A 15,850-nucleotide genomic window follows, 5' to 3' on the forward strand; every position below is an offset into this window, starting at 1 on the left:
GGGTGGGCGGGATTGTGCCGGGCTCTGTCAATGAAAATCGCGGCTGGGGAACAGGCCTTTGGCTTGTTCGCGTGGATGGCGGGCACGCGAGGCTGTGCGCGGCGGCCTTGGAGCATCGTCCGCTTGGGGCGGGGTGAGGCCAATGGCGTCTTTCATCGGGTGGCCCAGCTCGGAAAGCTTGTGCGACATATCCTCGATATGTTGGGCAATCAGATGCACAACAATACCCTCGCGTTGCAGATAGCCTGTGACGCGCAACAAACGCCCCCCCATAACACTGCGGCGGAACTGTTTATAAACATTTTTCCAGACGACAATATTTGAAACGCCGGTTTCGTCTTCCAGTGTCAGGAAGATAACACCTCCGGCGGTGCCCGGCCTTTGACGCGTAATCACCAGACCGCATACGCTCACCCGCCCCAGCGGGACATGAGGCAATTGGCTATGCGCGGTAAGGCCGTCTATTGAGGGGCGCAAAAGCTCCATCGGATGCGCCCGCAAGGTGAGGCGGGTTGAGACATAATCTTCAACAACTTCTTCTCCCAAGTGCATGGCAGGTAAGCGAACCTCTGGCTCCTGAATGCTTTCTCCGTCAATCGGATCATTGAACAGGGGCAATGGCCTCTGGCTGCGTATCGATTTTACCTGCCAGAGCGCGTCACGCCGTGTCAGCCCCATGCTTGAGAATGTATCAGCTTCGGCCAACCGCTCCAGCACAGCCGGGGTCACACCGGCGCGCAGCCACACAGCCTCCGGATCCTGATACCCATTGCCGCGCGCAGCCACAATCCACGCAGCCTCATCTTCGCGAAACCCTTTGATCTGACGAAAGCCCAAACGCAGGGCCAACGCCCCGTCAGCACGGCGCTCAACCCTGTTGTCCCAAGCGCTGGCATTTACGCAGATGGGCCGCACCTCAACCTGATGTTCGCGCAGATCACGCACGATCTGAGCTGGGGCATAAAAGCCCATAGGCTGGCTATTGAGCAGCGCGCAGGCAAAAACGGCAGGATGGTGACACTTCAACCAAGCCGAAACATAAACCAACATGGCAAAGGCCGCCGCATGGCTTTCGGGGAAACCATATTCACCAAACCCTTCTATTTGTGAAAAGCACCGCTCGGCAAAATCCGCCTCATAGCCGCGCTCCAGCATTCCCGCGATAAACTTGTCGCGAAAGCTGCCAATGGTGCCCATTTTACGAAAGGTAGCCAGAGAACGGCGCAGCTGGTCGGCCTCTTCAGGTGGGAACCCGGCGGCAACAACAGCGATCTGCATGGCCTGCTCCTGAAACAGGGGCACACCAAGCGTCTTGCCCAATACATCTTCAAGCTCCGAAGAGGGAAAGCTCACCGGCTCTTTCCCTTGCCGGCGGTTGATATAGGGGTGAACCATGCCCCCCTGAATGGGGCCGGGGCGCACGATGGCCACCTCGATCACCAGATCATAAAATTCGCGGGGCTTCATACGCGGCAGGAAATTCATCTGCGCGCGGCTTTCCACCTGAAACACGCCAACCGCATCAGCCACGCACAGCATATCATATGTTTTGGTATCGGCCTGCGGTATCGTGGCAATGCTCAAACTTTTCTGTTCGTGCTCTTCAAGCAAATCAAAGCTTTTGCGAATGCAAGTCAGCATACCAAGGCTGAGCACATCAACCTTGAGAATGCCAAGCGCATCAATATCATCCTTATCCCATTCGATAATCGTGCGGTCGTCCATTGCCGCGTTTTCAATCGGGCACAGCTCATCCAACCGCCCCTTGGTGATCACGAAGCCCCCCACATGTTGCGAGAGATGGCGCGGAAAGCCGATCACTTCGCCAATCAGACGGATGGTTTGCGCAAGGCGCAGGTCGTTAAGATCAAGCCCCATCTCACGAATGCGCTCAGGGTCGGCGCCGCTGTTGGACTGGCCCCAGATCTGCCCCGAAAGACGCGCTGTCACATCCTGAGACAGCCCCATCACCTTGCCCACTTCGCGTATCGCCGCGCGCGCGCGAAAATGGATCACAGTGGCGCACAACCCCGCACGATGGCGGCCATAGCGCTGGTAAATCCATTGGATCACTTCCTCACGGCGCTCATGCTCAAAATCAACGTCAATATCAGGCGGCTCGCCACGGTGCTCGGAGACAAACCGCTCAACCACCATAGTGATGGTCTCCGGGCTGACATCTGTTATGCCCAACAGATAACAGATGATGGAATTGGCCGCCGAACCACGGCCTTGGCACAGAATACCCTGGCCGCGCGCATATTCCACAATTTCATGCACCGTCAGGAAATAGGCCGGAAAATCGAGCTTGGCGATCAGCTTCAGCTCCTTCTCAAGCTGGGCGCGCGCCTTGTCTGTGGCCCCTTGGGGATAGCGGCGCGTCAGGCCGTCCCGCGCCAAGCGCTCCAGCCGCGCCATGGGGCTTTCGCCCTCAGCGATCTCGTCGGGGTATTCATAGCTCAGCTCGCTCAAATCAAAGCTGCACCGCGCGGTGATTTCCAATGTGCGCCGCAAGGCAGCCGGGTGATTGCGAAACAGCCGCGCCATATCCGCATGGCCTTTGAGGCGGCGCTCGGCATTGGGCAGCGCACGGGTGCCGATTTGGTCAATCGTGATGTGCTCGCGCATGCAGGTCAGCACATCCGCCAATTGCTTGCGCTTGCCGTGGTGCATCAACACATCCCCCACCGCAACCAAAGGGGTCGAACTGCGCAGTGCAAGGTTTGCACAGGCTTTGAAATACGCCTGATCGCTGCCATCATACCGCGGGGCAGCCCCCAGAAAGACAAAGCCGGGAAAGCGGCGCTGGATGGGCGCGATATCCTGCTGCGCGCCGCTCAGGGCAGGCGGCAAGGCAATCAGGATCATGCCTGCGCCATGGGCAACAAGGTCGCTTTGATCCAGATGGCAGTCGCCCTTTTTCGCGCGCTGTTTGCCAAGGCTCAAAAGCCGGGTGAGCCGTTGATAGGCCGCGCGGTCTGTGGGCAGCGCCAGCCACTGCACCGCGCTGTCACGCAGCACCAGACGGCACCCGATGATCAGCTTGGGAAGCGCTGCATTTTCTGCCCGCTCTTTGCGCAACACGTTCAAGGCCGAATAAGCCCTCACCACACCGGCGAGCGAGTTGCGATCTGTGATGGCGATCGCCTCAAGCCCCAGATCAACAGCGCGCGCCATCATTTCTTCGGGGTGTGAGGCCCCGGTGAGAAAGGTAAAGTTGGTGGTGACACACAGCTCAGCATAATTCATGCAAACTCTCCCTGCACAAACCAAGCGGGGTTTTGCGGTGTATAAAACAGCCACAACCGGCGCCCTTCGCACGTGTCCACGCACCAATAATCGCGCAGGCCAGACCGCCAGTTTTCATCCTCCAACCACCATTCCGGCATGATGCGCTCCGGCCCCACGGCACGCCCTGTTGTGAGAAGCATACGCCGCCAGCGAAACCGTTTCGGCGGATTGGGGCCATGCCCGACAATCGCCTCCGGCGAAAACAGGCACAGAGGGCGAGGCTGCGTTCTTGTCCATGCTTGGCTCGGCTCAGAGAAGGCCGCAGCGGCAAGGATAAAACCCCGCTCCGGGATATGGCTGTCGGCCGGTAGGAAGCGCTGTATGTTTTCCAATCCGATCCGCGCGCCCAGCCGTGTCAAAAGATCATCCAGCTGGTCTTTGCGACCTGAGGAGGCCATATGGCTCAGCTGTTGCGCGGGTATTTTTTCAATGGACCTTGCCGAAAGCCGCAACTGATCAATCCCAAAACCGGCATCAACAGCGCCAATACCCCGCTGAAACAGGGGCAAAATGCGCGCAGCATCCTGCAGCGGCCGCGCAAGGCGCAACTCGATGTCCTGTGGCGCGCCATCCACCCGCCGAAGCGACAGACACAAGACGCGGGCGCCCACATCATGCGCTGCAAGTTTCGCACAGAGCTGCGCCAGCAAACGCTCGGTGCCCGCCATGACATCTGCATAAAATCCGATAGGCTCAGGCAGCGTCATGCGCACCGCATACTGTGGCGGCTCAGCCAGCGGGGTGATCTCTTCAGGCTGCACGCCAAGGGCCTGATCCAGACGCATCAGCAGGTCTTTCCCAAAGCGTCGCGCAAGAGGGGGGCGGGCCGCGTTGACCAAAGCGCCAATGGTGCGCAACCCAAGGCGCTGCAAAGCAACATCGGTTTTGGTCTCAATACGCAAGGCCGCCACAGGCAGCTGGCTCAAGGCCTCTAACGGCTGGTTGGGTGGCGCAACTCCTTCGCCATGCCGCGCCAAAGCCCAAGCGGCGCCGCGTGTATCGCCCAGCCCCACGCAAACGGAAAATCCCGCCCGCGCCAAGCGACCACGCAGATCTGCCAGCAAGAGCGCTTCGCCGCCAAACAAATGCGCTGATCCCGTCACATCCAATGTCAGGCCATCATGGCCCTCCAGACCAACCCATGGGCAATAGCGCAACGCCCACCGCCGCAGCATCAGCAGCATATGATGATCCGCATATGTGTTCGCCACACGGCTTTCCAGCTCACAGCAAAATGCGCGCGCATCTGAAAAGGGCATCCCTCGACACAGCCCGGCCTGCTCGGCCTCTGCATTCAGACAATAAATGCGGTCTGCGTTCTTTTCCTTTATGGTGATCGCAAAGGGGCCGGCAACAGCGCGCCGCCGCAAAACCCGCTCACTGGCGAGGCGGGGAAACCACAGCGAGACGATCCGCCGGGTTGGGCTTTGTCGGTGTCCATCGAACATACCAATCACATAATGTTCCTGATTTGTTCTTAATAAGCTCCCAGTGCATCAGAGTCGAGTCTGCGTCTTGAGAATCAAAAACCGAAGAACAACGCCAACGTGTTGTGGCCGCATGGCTGCCCATCCCTTCAGGAAGAATGCACAGCCCCGTTGTCTTGCCCGCCTGCGCTGCAAGCTGAAGCCGCCGCCCCGCCGTCAGATTGAGCGGGCGCGTGAGTTCTATCACAACCAAAGGCACAGCCCCATCGCGCAAGGCTTCCTCAGCAACAGCCAAAGCTTCCGCTTGAGACACCACCTGCGCCAGCAAGATAAGGGCAGGATCAAGATAAGCAGCCAGCCCGACAGGGTTCACCACATCAGAGCGCCAGCGCTCGCGAATCCAAAGCATCTGCTCACGCGCCAAGGCCGCACAGATCGCAGAAAACCCCAACGCTCCGTTGCCACAAACCTCGTGCACGCAAGCGCGTTTCAAGGGAAAAGAGAGTGCAATATCTGTTCGCATGACACCACCGTAAATGAAGCCGCAACCGGTTTCCATATATCAAGTGCCCTGTAAACATTCAGCAGCGGGCTCACCGCCAACCTTGGGGGTAAGCTCTTTCTGTTCATCTTTGCCCTGATAACGGCTACCCTATATCGCCTTCATCGCAAGTTTACGGCCCAAAGAAAACGCGCGCCAAATCAAAACATAAACACGGCGTTTCTAATTCCGCTCTTGCCGGGTCAGTGGTCGCGCAAACTTCGGGTTATGACCCCGCAAAATGGCATGAAACGGTGAGTGAACCCAACTTCTGCGGATCAGGAGGTGTTTCCCGACAGATCGCCTGTGCCTTTGGGCAGCGCTCGGCAAAAGCGCAGCCTTTGGGTGGGTTGAGCGGTGAAGGCGGATCACCTGAGAGTTTCATGGGCCGGGCATAGCCTTTGGATTTTCTGCGCGCCAGCGAGGGTGCCGCGGCAAGCAGCGCTTGCGTGTAGGGGTGTTTGGGCGCGTCAAACAACGCTTCACAAGGCCCAGTTTCAACAATTTTGCCCAAATACATCACCGCCACGTCATCACAGACATGGCGCACAACGCCCAAATCATGGCTGATAAACAGATAGCTCAGGCCAAGCTCATCCTTCAGCCGTGCCAAAAGATTGAGGATTTGCGCCTGAATGGCAACATCAAGTGCGGAAACAGGTTCGTCACAAACCAGTAGTTTTGGATTCGTGGACAGCGCGCGGGCAATCGAGATTCTCTGGCGCTGCCCACCAGAAAACTGGTGCGGAAAGAGATTGAGTTGATCAGGCCGCAAACCCACGAGCCCAAAAAGGTCACGCACCCGCGCCTCGCGCTCTTCAGGCGTGCCGATCTCCATCAGGTCCATTGGCTCACGCACAATATCCACCACCCGTGCGCGCGGGTTGAGGGAACTGTAGGGATCCTGGAAAATAAGCTGGATGTCACGGCGGCGCAGGCGCATGTGTTCATCGTCCAATTCCAAAAGGTCTTCGCCCTCAAACAAAACCTTGCCCCCTGCGGCTTCTGTCAGGCGAATGGCGGCCATGGCCGTCGTTGTTTTCCCTGACCCGCTTTCCCCCACAATGCCCAGAGCACGGCCCTTCTCGAGCGTAAAAGAGACCTGCCGCACCGCTTCAAGATGCACCGCCGGGCCAAAAAGACTTTGTTTTGCAAGACGGAAGCGGACCGTCAGATCCTCGGCTCTTAACAGCGCGGTCATCGGCGCCCCTCCTCAACAGCATGACAAGCCGCAAGATGATGTCCGTGGTTGAGCAACAACGGCTTTTCTGTCTCGCAGCGTGCATTTTTGAGCGTGCAGCGGTCAGCAAAGGCGCACCCCGCCCCCAAAAGATGCAGGGGGGGCACGACGCCAGGTATCTCCTTGAGCTCGGTTTCCCCCTTTCCAAGCGCGGGGATGCAATCAATCAAGCCCCGCGCATAGGGGTGTTGGGGCATGTCGAGCACATTATCCGCCGTGGATTGCTCAACCACACGACCAGCATACATCACTGCCACACGGTCTGCCATTTCTGAAACTGCGCCCATGTCATGCGTGATCAATATGATGGCCACACCAAAGTCACGTTGAATTTCGTTGAGCAAATCAAAAATCTGGGCCTGCACAGTGACATCAAGTGCTGTTGTCGGCTCATCTGCAATCAATACCTTGGGGCGGCAGGACACGGCCATGGCAATCATCACGCGTTGGCGCATACCACCAGAAAGCTGGTGTGGGTAATCGCGTGCGCGCTCGGCAGCAGAGGGAATGCCAACGCGATCAAGGAGGGCCACCGCATCCCTGAAGGCCTGTGTGGCACTGACATTCTGGTGCAGCCTGATCGCCTCGGCAATCTGTTGACCAACCGTGAACACGGGATTGAGAGACGTCATGGGCTCCTGAAAAATCATCGCAATTTCGCGCCCACGCAACTTGCGCAACCGCGCTTCTGAGGCCGTGGTGAGCTCTTCGCCTTCCAGCTGGATGGAGCCGCCAGCAATTCGGCCCGGCGGCATCGGAATGAGCCCCATCGCCGCCAGCGCGGTGATGGATTTCCCACAGCCACTCTCACCGACGATACCAAGGGTTTCACCTGCGTTGACATGCAGCGCAACACTGTCCAGCGCCGTCACCTCACCGTAACGCGTGTTGAAGGTCACACGCAGGTCTTTGATATCAAGCAGGGCCGTCATCAGCGCTCTCTCAATTTGGGGTTGAACGCATCGTTCAGGCCATCGCCAATCAACGAAACAGCAAAAACGGTGAAGAAAATAGCCAAGCCGGGAAAGGTGACAGGCCACCATGCATCGAGAATATACTCGCGGTTGGCCCCAATCATCAGCCCCCAGCTCATCACATTTGGGTCGCCAAGCCCAAGAAAGGAAAGACCGGCCTCAAACAGAATTGCAACACCGATGGTCAGGGTCGCCGACACAATCAGTGGCGGCATTGCATTGGGCAGGATCACCTTCCAAATAATACGGCTATTGCGCGCTCCAATCGCACGGGCCGCGGTTACATATTCGAGTTCCTTGATCTTGAGAAACTCCGCACGCGTCAGGCGGGCGGTCTGCGGCCAACTCACAACGCCAATCGCAATCGCGATCGTCCAGAGCGACGGCGAAAAAAGTGTTACCAACACCATGGCGAAAAGCAGAGCTGGCAAAACTTGGAAAAACTCCGTGACGCGCATGAGCAGATTGTCGACCCAGCCGCCATAATACCCCGCCAGCGCCCCCATAGAGATCCCGATGATCATGGTAATGAGCGCAGCGGCGCCCCCCACGGCCAGAGTGGGGCCACCGCCTGTAAGCAAGCCCGCCACAATATCGCGGCCCAGATAATCTGTCCCAAGCGGAAACTCGGGGGTAACCCCCGGACCTTCATGAGGAGCCCAGACGACATCAAAAGCGTCGCCATCATAGAATAATTGGCCATAAAGTGTGAGCACGATAATCAGCGCAAGAATGGCCACACCAAAGAGCGCTGGAATATTGCGCCGGAACATGCGCCATGCTTCCAGTGCTGGGCTTTCGGCGCTGTGATCGGTCATATTGCTCATGTGCGGCCTCTCAGCCTGGGGTCAGCCCAGCGATAGGAGATGTCAGTGATAAGATTGGCCACAACAACCATCATCGAGGCGAAGAATAAAACCCCCATGATTGTCGGATAATCGCGGCGCAGGATGCTATCAAAGGCAAGACGCCCCATACCGGGCCAGTTAAACACAGTCTCCACCAAAAGCGCACCTGAGATGAGATTGCCAAATTGCAAGCCAGCCACCGTAAGGATCGGCAGAGCTGCGTTGCGCAACGCGTGTTTGAACAGAACAGTCCCCTCAGAGGCCCCCTTCGCGCGGGCTGTTCGGATATAATCCGAGCTCAAAACCTCCAGCATGGAAGCGCGCGAGAGCCGTGCATATTGCGCCAGATAGATGATGGCGAGAGTAAAGGCCGGCAAGACAAGGTGATGGGCTATATCCAGCGCCTGCGTGAAAAAGCCTGCGTTGCGCAGCTTGATGGATTGCATGCCTTCCACCGGAAAGACCGGAAAGGTCGAGGCAAACAGAATGATCAGCATGATGCCGGTCCAAAACACCGGCACGGCATATCCGATGGTAGAAAACACCGAAACAAAGGCCGACATAACGCCGTTGGGCTTTCGCGCGGCGAGAACACCCAAAACCACACCCAACATGATTGAGAGCAGCTGAGCAGTGATCACCAAAAGGATCGTCGGGCTGATACGTTCCCCAATCAGCTTTGCAACAGGCTGGTTGAAAAAGAAGCTGTCGCCCAGATCGCCTTGTGCCACGCCTGAAATATATATCCAGAGTTGCGTCAAAACTGGTTTGTTGAGGCCGTATTCTTCGCGGATGCTCTCCAGAATTTCCTCGGTTGCCCCGCCCATGTCACCCGCGATCACCACAGCAGGGTCGCCCGGGGCCAGCCGGATCAGAAAGAAATTGAGGACCACAACACCCAACATCAGCAAAAGCCCGTAGCTGAGGCGGCGCAAAAGGAAAGACATGCCCATACTCAAACCTGCTTTCTAAGGAAGAAAGGGCCGCTCACTGGAGCGGCCCCCTGTTTGGGTCACTCAGACCACTCAACTGTGTCCATCGGGTGCATGGTGCCCCAGATCCCGGTTGGCACATTCTTGAGCTTCTTATCATAGGCCGTGTGATAGGGCAGCGCGTTGATCGTATAGAGCGGCACGTCCTGGCCGATGATCTCTTGGAACTCTTTGTAAAGTGCCGCGCGCTTATCGGTGTCCAGCTCTACAGCCGCAGCATTGAGCAGCTCATCAACCTTTTCGTTGCAGTATTGCTGGGTATTGGACCAAATGACACCTTTGCGAATATTGGAGCAAAGATAGGTGCGGTGCACACCGATCACCGGATCGCCCCAGTTAAAGACGATGTCCATGGTCAGCTCAAAGTCATGCCCGCCAACGCGGCCAGCCCATGTGGGAAAATCAGGGGCCGCACGCACCGTAAGATTGATGCCAATCTTTTTGAACTGCGACTTGAGATACTCGGCAATGGACTGCTGTTGTTCTTTCGGACCAGGGATGTAGTCAATCGTCAGATCCATACCATCGCCAAAACCGGCGTCCGCCATAAGCGCGTTGGCCTTGTCCAGATCAACATCATAGGGCGCAATCGCATCTGTGAAATAGGGCGAGCTTTCAATGATCGGGCCACGCTGCTGCTGGCTCACACCACGGTGCAGCGCTTTGGTCACAAAATCACGGTCAACAGCATAGGCAATCGCCTGACGCACGCGCACATCAGACAGTTTTTCACTCTTGGTGTTAAACGCCAGCCAGTTGATAGGGCCAATACCCGCGTAACCTTCATCGGTAATTTCAAGGTGCTCGGCTTTCTCCAAACGGCGAATTTCCTGGCTGCCGGCCATGAAGGGATACATATCTGCATCACTGTTTTCCATGGCGATCAGCAAGGCTGACGGGTCTTTGATAATGCGAATGAGAATTTCATCCAGCTTTGGCCGTCCCTCAATAAAGAAATCTGGGTTCTTCTTGAGCGCAACAAGCTCACCCGCCTTGAACTCGTCCAGCATGAACGGGCCAGAGCCAATGGGTGTCGAATTGGCCGGGTGAGATTTGATGTCCTGCCCATCGCCGTAGATATGTTTTGGCATGATTGGAGCCAGAGCCGGCGACAGCGCCAAAAGCAAGGCCGGATGAGGCTGACTCAGCCGGATGATAGCCGTTTGCGCATCAGGCGTTTCAATGGCTTCAACAGGTGCAAACATGGACTTGAAAGGGTGGTTTTCCTTTGTCGCCATTATCGAGAAGGCCACATCTTCTGATGTCACAGGTTTGCCATCATGAAAGGTCGCCCCCGCCACAAGATTGAGCGTCAAGCTCATACCATCGGCAGCCATCTCCCAGCTTTCGGCCAGATAGGGCTGAGGTTCCCAATTCTCGTCATAGCGCAGCGGCGACGCAAAAATCTGCGCTGAAGGCACCCCTGTTGCGATGCCCGATTGGACTGCGCCGTTCAGGTGGCGCGGGGCTTGTGTTGTTGCAATCACCAGAGTGCCACCCTCGGCAAAGGCTGGCACAGCAGTGAGCGACGAGGCTGAAATAGCGACGGCGCCCAAGAGGCGTGTCATGAGTTTCATTATAATCTCCCTGTTTTTTATTGACGTCAGGCTAGCTCGGAGCATTCCGCCATAAAAAGGGTCTTTTTCAAAGGATAACATCTAAATTTCCGAGGCTATGTCTCGGCAGCCATCACAAGATCATCAAATGCGCCCTCTTGGGCAAGCCTTGCACAAATACTGAGCATTGCACTTACAATAGACGTGTGCCGCGCGGCACGGGTATATGCGAGACCGAAACTGGGGGTATCAAGCTTACCGGTTATAGGGCGACAAACATAGCCAGCGCCTTCCTTCCGGTCTTGAGGGCCACAAATATTCAGGATCGAATAGCCATAGTTTGCAGCCACAAGCCCACGCAAAACAGAAGACGAACGTGTGGTGTAAACGATATTCGGGCTTAATCCACGGGCTTTGAAAAGTTGGCCAAAATAATGATGTGTTGACGCCAGATCCAGCATGATCATCGGCTCAGCAGCAAGATCATGCAGCGAAACCGCCGGCTTTTGGGCGAGCGGCCAAGCTTCCGGGATCAGGGCCCAGGGTGGCGCAGGAAAAAGCGGCATAAAGGGCATGGTTTCCGGGGTAACCCTGCGATAGGTCAGCGCAACATCCACTTCCCCCGCATTGAGAAATTCCACCAGGTTTTCCATGTCGCCTTCTTTCATCTCAACGCGCACCTGCGGATGAGCGGCGCGCACACTATTGAGAATGCGCGGAAGCATGAAGGGGGCTGTCGGCGCATAACACCCCATGCGCAAACTGCCCACAGCAACGCCTTTGGAGGACATGAGGTCCGATTCCAGTATTCGGGCGCTGCTGAGAAACTGGGCAATTTTTTCTGTGGCGTGCACTCCGGCCTCTGTGGGGCGAATACCCTTCGCAGGCATCCGGTGAAACAAAGCCACCCCCATCAAGGTTTCCGTCGCATCAATCGCCGCCGAAATTGAAGACTGTGAGATATTCATCTCTCTGGCGGCATGGGCAATAGACCCGGTGCGCAAGGCAGCATCCACATAGCGCAGCTGTTTGAGGGTGAACTGCAAAGCATATCCTCTAAAAAATATATCTATGCTCATTGCTAAATCTATTTTTCCGATTTTCAACCCTGCGATACCTCTTATCGCAATCAAGGAGACACCCATGAGCCAGATCACCGTTTATCGTGCCAAAGAAATTATAACGATGGATCCAAACCAACCACGCGCCACCCATGTCGCTGTCATGGACGGTAAAATTCTGGCTGTGGGGGGCGCGGATTGCGCCGATCAATGGGGCACGGCCGTGCACGATGACAGCTTGAGCGATGCCGTTCTGATGCCCGGATTTGTCGAGGGGCATTCCCACATGATGGCCGGCGCTATCTGGGATTACGCCTATGCCGGTTATCACGACCGTATCGACCCGGATGGTAAGCTTTGGAAAGGGATGACAGACATCGAGGCCGTCGTTGAACGCCTGTCAGATCAGGCAAACGCCTTACCCGCTGGACAACCCTTGGTGGCTTGGGGTTTTGACCCGATTTTCCTGCCAACCGAACGCTTGAACCGCAACCACCTTGACCAGATCAGCAAAGATCGCCCCGTCGCCGTGATGTATTCCAACTTTCACCTGATGTGTGTCAACACGCGCGCGCTCGAGCTCGCCAGCTACAGCGCCGAGACAAACGTCGAAGGCGTGTTGCGCGGTCCGGACGGGGCACTGACCGGCGAGCTGCAAGAAATGGCCGCCATGATGCCCGTCATGCGCCGCCTTGGCATTGATTTTCGCGGCCTCAGCCAGACAGCGCCAGCCATCCGCTCGTTTGGCAAAGTGTGCACGCGTGCCGGCGTTACCACCGCGACAGATCTCTTCGCGACGATCGAGGAGAGCGATATCGACACCCTCACACGGGTAACCCGCGAAGCAAGCTTTCCGATTCGACTGGTGCCAACTTTGGGGGCCATAGGCGCCCAACCCGAGGAGATAGCCGCCCGCGCCCTGCATCTGAAGACATTTAACCACGATAAACTGCGGCTTGGGGCCGTCAAATTGATGACCGACGGGTCTATTCAGGGATGGACCGCCCGGGTCAAATGGCCCGGCTATGTGGGCGGGCAGCCCAACGGGATCTGGAACACCCCGCCTGAAACCATTTTTGATCTGTGCGAGGTGATGCAGAAAAACGCTGTGCAAATGCATATTCACACAAATGGCGATGAAGCATCTGAGGTGTCGATCGCAGCTCTTGAAGCCGCAAGCCGCAAACACCCTTGGCCCAACAGCCGCCATGTGTTGCAACATTGCCAGATGATGGGACGTGACCAGTTTCGAGCCTGCGCCGCGTTGGGTATTTGCACCAATCTTTTTGCCAACCATATCTGGTATTTCGGAGATCAGCACGCCGCCTTAACACTCGGAGAAGATCGCGCTGAACGAATGGACGCTGTGCGTTCCGCCCTAGACGAGGGGGTGCGCGTTGCAATTCACTCAGACGCGCCGGTCACCCCTATGGGGCCATTGTTTACCGCATGGTGCGCCGTCACCCGCGAAACCATGACAGGCCGCATTCTGGGTGAAGCCCAAAGAATTTCCGTCAGCGAAGCACTCTATGCCATCACGCTTGGCGCGGCCTATACTTTGAAGATGGATCATGAAATTGGCTCAATCGAAACGGGAAAAAAGGCAGATTTTGCCGTTTTGGCTGAAGACCCGACCAAGGCAAAATGCCTTAAAGATGTGGCGGTGCTTGGCACCGTGATCAACGGGGTGCAACACCTGCTATGAGCCAACCAAGACTGCCACTCACCGTCATCTCAGGCTACTTGGGGGCGGGCAAAACTACCTTGATCAATCGCCTGCTATCTGAGCCTCATGGGCAGCAACTCATGGTGCTGGTGAACGATTTTGGAGCCATCAACATTGATGCCGACCTGCTTGTCAGCGCCGAGAAGGACACGCTCCTGCTCTCCAACGGCTGTGTTTGCTGCACCATCGGGGGTGATTTGTTCATGGCCGTTGCAGATGCGCTGGATCGCACTCCGAGGCCAGAACACCTTATAATAGAAGCCAGCGGCGTGGCCGAGCCCAGCAAGATTGCAAATGTCGCATTGGCAGAGCCCGATTTGCGCTATGCCGGTATTGTCACGCTCGCAGACGCTCTGAACTACCGCGCGCTGGCCCATGATCCGCTGGTGGGAGAGCAGGTCAAGGGGCAAGTGCGCGCGGCTGATATTGTTCTGCTCTCAAAAGGCAGCGATCAGGCTCTCTTGTTAGAGCTGGCTGTGTTGGCCAACGCCCCGGCGATGGCGCTTTCTGATGACATATCGGTGTCTGAGTTGCTTCTCGAGCTTAACCCAGACAAGGCGCCCGACATTGCCGCCCACACGCATCCCGCCTATACTTCGTGGTCAGCTCAGGAACCGCGTGAATTTTCACGCGCGCGGTTGCTTGAAAAACTCGAGTCGCGGCCAAGCGGGCTCTACCGTCTCAAGGGCCGACTCTTGGGCCCCGACGGCGGGCTCGAACTTCATGTTGTAGGGGCACAAATCAGCGTGAGCGCGTGTGAGCAGCCCAGTATCGGAAAGCTTGTCGGCATTGGCCCCAAGCAAAGCCTCTCACAAGATGCCATCGCGCAATGGTGGGCCTAAATCGGCCCAAGGCACGACATCACAGCTCACGCCCGGCACGGCGCTCTTGCCACTTGAGATAGAGGTTTGCCCCGAGGCTGGCAAAGGGCGCGGGTGGCAGCCGGGATGGCCGCTCGGCGGCCAATGCCCGTGTCAAGGCAGGCGAGGAAAGGCCCATGGCCAGCTCTGCGGCCAACCCCCCCGCCAAAGTGCCTTTGGCGGTGCCCAATCCGTTTTGGCAACAAGCAGAATAAAGCCCCTCTTCAAGCTCGCCAATGACCTGCACATTGTTGCGACTGAGGCAAAGCCTGCCGCCCCAAACATGCTCCATTTCAACATCACGCAAACCCGGGAACCGGGCAGAAAAAGCGCGCGCGTGATCACGGGAAATGCGTTCAACCCGCGCCTCGTCCACCTCCAAAGAGGGGTCAAAGGTAAACCGGTTGCGCACAATGATCCTGTCGCCTCCTGTCCCGGAAATGCGGCGCACTGTCGTTCCCATAGGGTCTGCGGGGGTGAGCCCCCAAACGGACTGCCCCCCAAGGCGCGCCACCTCTTGAGAACTCAAGGCGCGGGTCATGGAGGCATAGGTAAACACATGCATCAAGCGGTTGGGCACATATCCAAAACTGTTGAGGTGCCCGTTTACGGCCAGAATCACCCGTGGCGCAGTCACCTGACCTTGAGGGGTAACAGCGGTCCAACCGCCGTCACGCCTCAGAGCCGAGACGGGACTCATTTCATGGATTGAAACCCGGTTTGAAGACAGCCCCGCCGCAACGCCGCGTACAAACATGGCCGGCTGAACCATGGCACAGCCGGGCGTAAACAGGCCAGTTTGATAATAGTCCGTGCCGGTGATGTCACGCATCTGGGCCGCATCATAGAGCGCATAAGGTTCCTGCATCTTATCCAGGTGCTTTGCAAAACTCAGGTTATGAGCCTCCCCTTTGGCGCTGGCAGCGCCATTGATCTTGCCTGACAAGACAAAAGCCTCCGGGCCAAGCCCGTATTCTTCAGCCATTTCCCGCGCATGAGCGATACCACGGCGGTTGTCTTCTGTCTGGGCCATATCTGTGGCCAAAGCGCCACCGTAATCATCGGATGTGAGGTCGTGGGGCAGATCAATCATGAACCCCGAGTTGCGCCCGGCTGGCCCTGCCCCCACCCGCGTGGCCTCAAGCACGACAATCCGGTCGCCGGGGGCCAGCTTGGAGAGCCTGTGCGCCGCTGCCAGCCCCGCGAACCCGGCCCCGATCACAAGCCAGTCGGCGGTGCTCTTCCCTTCAAGGGGCAAAGGGCTTGGCGGCTCTGGCAAGAGGCGATTCCAGCCCGCAGGGCCGGGGTCACGCGGAAGGCGACGCACCTCCATC

Annotated in this window: 12 protein-coding genes; 2 read left to right on the forward strand and 10 right to left on the reverse strand. The window is 57.3% G+C overall.

Annotated features, from left to right (window positions below):
* Nucleotides 1-27: 27 nt before the first annotated feature.
* The 9 genes from Q0478_RS04500 to Q0478_RS04540 all read right to left on the reverse strand — a co-directional run bounded on the left by Q0478_RS04500 (nucleotide 28) and on the right by Q0478_RS04540 (nucleotide 11,948).
* A complete protein-coding gene (locus tag Q0478_RS04500) occupies nucleotides 28-3,249 on the reverse strand; it encodes an error-prone DNA polymerase (protein ID WP_298676625.1) in 3,222 nt (1,073 codons plus the stop codon).
* Nucleotides 3,246-4,739, reverse strand: a complete 1,494-nt coding sequence (locus tag Q0478_RS04505; protein WP_298676627.1) for a DNA polymerase Y family protein — start codon at nucleotides 4,737-4,739, stop codon at nucleotides 3,246-3,248. The genes Q0478_RS04500 and Q0478_RS04505 overlap by 4 nt, the downstream gene beginning before the upstream one ends.
* Nucleotides 4,669-5,241 carry a hypothetical protein gene (locus tag Q0478_RS04510; protein WP_298676629.1) on the reverse strand — a complete coding sequence of 191 codons (573 nt, stop codon included), beginning with the start codon at nucleotides 5,239-5,241 and terminating at the stop codon, nucleotides 4,669-4,671. The genes Q0478_RS04505 and Q0478_RS04510 overlap by 71 nt, the downstream gene beginning before the upstream one ends.
* Nucleotides 5,242-5,485: 244 nt before the next feature.
* Nucleotides 5,486-6,460: an ABC transporter ATP-binding protein gene (locus tag Q0478_RS04515; protein ID WP_298676631.1), complete on the reverse strand. Its 975-nt coding sequence runs from the start codon at nucleotides 6,458-6,460 to the stop codon at nucleotides 5,486-5,488.
* On the reverse strand, nucleotides 6,457-7,431 hold the full coding sequence (locus tag Q0478_RS04520; RefSeq protein ID WP_298676633.1) for an ABC transporter ATP-binding protein: 975 nt from the start codon (nucleotides 7,429-7,431) through the stop codon (nucleotides 6,457-6,459). The genes Q0478_RS04515 and Q0478_RS04520 overlap by 4 nt, the downstream gene beginning before the upstream one ends.
* The gene (locus Q0478_RS04525; protein ID WP_298676634.1) at nucleotides 7,431-8,300 is read right to left on the reverse strand and encodes an ABC transporter permease; all 870 of its coding nucleotides are present in this window, start codon (nucleotides 8,298-8,300) and stop codon (nucleotides 7,431-7,433) included. Before Q0478_RS04525 ends, Q0478_RS04520 begins: the two co-directional genes overlap by 1 nt.
* A complete protein-coding gene (locus Q0478_RS04530; RefSeq protein WP_298676635.1) occupies nucleotides 8,297-9,274 on the reverse strand; it encodes an ABC transporter permease in 978 nt (325 codons plus the stop codon). The genes Q0478_RS04525 and Q0478_RS04530 overlap by 4 nt, the downstream gene beginning before the upstream one ends.
* A 59-nt stretch (nucleotides 9,275-9,333) precedes the next feature.
* Nucleotides 9,334-10,890, reverse strand: coding sequence for an ABC transporter substrate-binding protein (locus Q0478_RS04535; protein WP_298676637.1), 1,557 nt, complete (start codon nucleotides 10,888-10,890; stop codon nucleotides 9,334-9,336).
* 95 nt (nucleotides 10,891-10,985) lie between these two features.
* Entirely contained in the window at nucleotides 10,986-11,948 is a 963-nt protein-coding gene (locus Q0478_RS04540; protein WP_298676639.1) for a LysR family transcriptional regulator, read from the reverse strand.
* A gap of 64 nt (nucleotides 11,949-12,012) precedes the next feature.
* On the opposite strand from Q0478_RS04540, the gene Q0478_RS04545 reads away from it, so the two are divergent.
* Nucleotides 12,013-13,635: an amidohydrolase gene (locus Q0478_RS04545; RefSeq protein WP_298676640.1), complete on the forward strand. Its 1,623-nt coding sequence runs from the start codon at nucleotides 12,013-12,015 to the stop codon at nucleotides 13,633-13,635.
* The gene (locus Q0478_RS04550) at nucleotides 13,632-14,498 is read left to right on the forward strand and encodes a GTP-binding protein (protein WP_298676643.1); all 867 of its coding nucleotides are present in this window, start codon (nucleotides 13,632-13,634) and stop codon (nucleotides 14,496-14,498) included. Before Q0478_RS04545 ends, Q0478_RS04550 begins: the two co-directional genes overlap by 4 nt.
* 19 nt (nucleotides 14,499-14,517) lie before the next feature.
* Here the strand turns inward: Q0478_RS04550 and Q0478_RS04555 are convergent, their stop codons facing one another.
* The gene (locus Q0478_RS04555; RefSeq protein WP_298676645.1) at nucleotides 14,518-15,849 is read right to left on the reverse strand and encodes an FAD-binding oxidoreductase; all 1,332 of its coding nucleotides are present in this window, start codon (nucleotides 15,847-15,849) and stop codon (nucleotides 14,518-14,520) included.
* Nucleotide 15,850: the final 1 nt, after the last annotated feature.

This window comes from uncultured Lentibacter sp., from assembly GCF_937123735.1.
GTDB lineage: Bacteria > Pseudomonadota > Alphaproteobacteria > Rhodobacterales > Rhodobacteraceae > Lentibacter.